Here is a 2,607-nt window from a genome sequence, read left to right on the forward strand (position 1 = left end):
CCGAACCGTAAAAACGTGTCGTGTTGACGGGCGGCATCATATGAAACCCAACAAACAGTGTCAACGGCAAATTCTTCATCTGCGATCAATCGCCGAAAAAGCAAACAACTCAGTGAGATCCAGATTGCATATCGGCCCTGCGTAGTTAATCCTGTCACAGTTTCCTGTAAAACGATCACATAAAATGAACCCTTACTAACATCTCTTCATTTAAGGAAAGCACAGTGCTCAAAGGACGAATGACACCTGAAGAATTAGCCATCCTTACCGGTTACAGTCGGCAGACCATTAATAAATGGGTACGCAAAGAGAACTGGACCACCACACAGAAACCGGGCGTTCAGGGCGGGAAAGCGCGCCTTATCCATATTGACGAGCGCGTGCAGGAGTTTATTAGCAGCGCCAGGCGTGCTTCTGACCGTCAGGGCAGCTATACCGTCAGTGATTCCTCCCTCGATGGCCTCCTGCTGAACTCCGTGAAGCAGATGTCGGAAGCCGAGCAGCAGAAATTATCCGCGCTGATTTTACGGGAAGGGATCGCAGGCGTGCTTAAGCGGCTGGGGATTCGGGATAATGAATAAAAAAAACCGGCGCACCTGGCGCCGGTTTGTCAATGAAAGGAGGCTTACTGCTGCGCTTCACGCTCGGCAATAAAGCCCAGCGCCTTTTCGATACGCGCGATAGAACGCTGTTTGCCAATCGCATGCACGGTAACGTCCAGCCCCGGGGACTGGCCTGCACCGGTCACCGCTACGCGTAGCGGCATACCTACTTTACCCATGCCTACTTCCAGCTCGTCCGCCGTTGCCTGAATGGCGTTATGGACGTTTTCCGCCGTCCAGTCGGTCATCGCAGCCAGCTTGTCACGAATCACTTCCAGCGGCTGACGGGCAACCGGACGGAGATGTTTCTTCGCGGCATCGGCGTCAAACTCGCTGAAATCTTCGTAGAAGTAGCGGCAGGTTTCAGCCATCTCTTTGAGCGTCTTGCAGCGATCGCCAAGCAGTTTCACCAGATCGGCCAGCTCCGGGCCGTTGCGGGTATCAATGTTCTGCTGTTCGATATGCCACTGCAGCTGGGTAGCAACGTATTCCGGCGCCAGATGGTTAATGTAGTGGTGGTTAAGCCACTGCAGCTTCTCGGTGTTGAAGGCGCTTGCAGATTTGCTGACGGTAGTCAGATCAAACAGCTTGATCATCTCTTCACGGGTGAAGATCTCCTGATCGCCGTGCGCCCAGCCCAGGCGTACAAGGTAGTTCAGCAGCGCTTCCGGCAGATAGCCATCATCACGGTACTGCATGACGCTGACCGCACCGTGGCGCTTAGACAGCTTTTTACCGTCGTCACCGTTGATCATCGACACGTGGCCGTACAAAGGAACCGGCGCGTTCAGCGCTTTCAGGATGTTGATCTGGCGCGGCGTGTTGTTGATATGGTCTTCGCCACGAATCACGTGCGTGATTTCCATATCCCAGTCGTCCACCACCACGCAGAAATTGTAGGTCGGAGAACCATCGGTACGGCGAATGATGAGATCGTCCAGCTCCTGGTTGCTGAATTCGATTGGGCCACGAATCTGGTCATCGAAGATAACCGAACCTTCCTGCGGGTTGGCAAAACGCACTACGCACGGCTCATCGGCTTCGTGATGTTCATGCCCGTGGCGGCAGCGGCCGTCGTAACGTGGCTTCTCGCCCTTCTCCATTTGCTCTTCACGCAGCGCATCAAGACGCTCTTTGGAGCAGTAGCACTTATAGGCCGTTCCCGCTTCCAGCATGTCATCGATAACGCTGTTATAGCGGTCGAAACGCTTGGTCTGGAAGTACGGGCCTTCATCCCACTCCAGGCTCAACCAGTTCATGCCATCCATAATTGCTTCGATGGCTTCCGGGGTGGAGCGTTCGAGATCGGTATCTTCAATACGCAGCACGAACTCGCCGCCGTGGTTACGAGCAAAAAGCCAGGAATAAAGAGCTGTACGGGCGCCACCGACGTGCAGATAGCCCGTTGGGCTTGGCGCAAAGCGAGTTTTGATTTTCATTGAACGGCCTTAATTACGCAAAATTGCCGGGAACCGGCTGATGCCAGGGAAAAATGGAGTCGCAACATTCTACCACTGTGTGCTGATTCCTCAATGTTGATGCCTTTACTTCCCTGTAAAGGACACATTCTGATGATAAATCAAACGCCAATGAACAAATCGCGATCGCTTTGACTAAATTTAAGACGAACAAACAAAATCTTTAGAAAAGGCGTTGACTCATTTTCAACTCTCCCTATAATGCGACTCCACACAGCGGGGGTGATTAGCTCAGTTGGTAGAGCATCTCCTTTACACGGAGGGGGTCGGCGGTTCGAGCCCGTCATCACCCACCATTCATTAGTGAGTGAGCCCGCAGTGTGGTAAGAGAATTTAGCGTTGGGTGATTAGCTCAGTTGGTAGAGCACCTCCTTTACACGGAGGGGGTCGGCGGTTCGAGCCCGTCATCACCCACCATCTCTCTTACAGATTCAGGCAGTACCGAAGTTTGGGTGATTAGCTCAGTTGGTAGAGCACCTCCTTTACACGGAGGGGGTCGGCGGTTCGAGCCCGTCATCACCCACCAT

2 protein-coding genes and 3 tRNA genes are annotated in these 2,607 nt (G+C 53.3%); 4 read left to right on the top strand and 1 reads right to left on the bottom strand.

All coding sequences use genetic code 11. The features are described 5' to 3' along the window. The first annotated feature begins 224 nt into the window (after positions 1 to 224). Positions 225 to 581, top strand: coding sequence for a YfeC-like transcriptional regulator (locus AAE045_RS13485; RefSeq protein ID WP_455548173.1), 357 nt, complete (start codon positions 225 to 227; stop codon positions 579 to 581). A gap of 44 nt (positions 582 to 625) precedes the next feature. On the opposite strand, the gene gltX is transcribed toward AAE045_RS13485, so the two are convergent. Then, positions 626 to 2,041: a glutamate--tRNA ligase gene (gltX, locus tag AAE045_RS13490; protein ID WP_455548174.1), complete on the bottom strand. Its 1,416-nt coding sequence runs from the start codon at positions 2,039 to 2,041 to the stop codon at positions 626 to 628. 259 nt (positions 2,042 to 2,300) lie between these two features. Between gltX and AAE045_RS13495 the strand changes: the two genes are divergently transcribed. The 3 genes from AAE045_RS13495 (at position 2,301) to AAE045_RS13505 (ending at position 2,606) form a co-directional block, all read left to right on the top strand. Then, positions 2,301 to 2,376 (top strand) — tRNA-Val (locus tag AAE045_RS13495). Between the two features lie 45 nt (positions 2,377 to 2,421). After that, a tRNA-Val gene (locus AAE045_RS13500) sits at positions 2,422 to 2,497 on the top strand. Positions 2,498 to 2,530: 33 nt separating this feature from the next. Further along, positions 2,531 to 2,606, top strand: a tRNA-Val gene (locus tag AAE045_RS13505). Position 2,607: the final 1 nt, after the last annotated feature.

It is taken from the genome of Dryocola clanedunensis (assembly GCF_038405435.1).
In the GTDB taxonomy this organism is placed as follows: domain Bacteria; phylum Pseudomonadota; class Gammaproteobacteria; order Enterobacterales; family Enterobacteriaceae; genus Dryocola; species Dryocola clanedunensis_A.

What these genes read in the sequence shown, in the direction of transcription:
- gltX (WP_455548174.1), bottom strand. Translation starts at nt 2,041, where the DNA reads ATGAAAATCAAAACTCGCTTTGCGCCAAGCCCAACGGGCTATCTGCAC.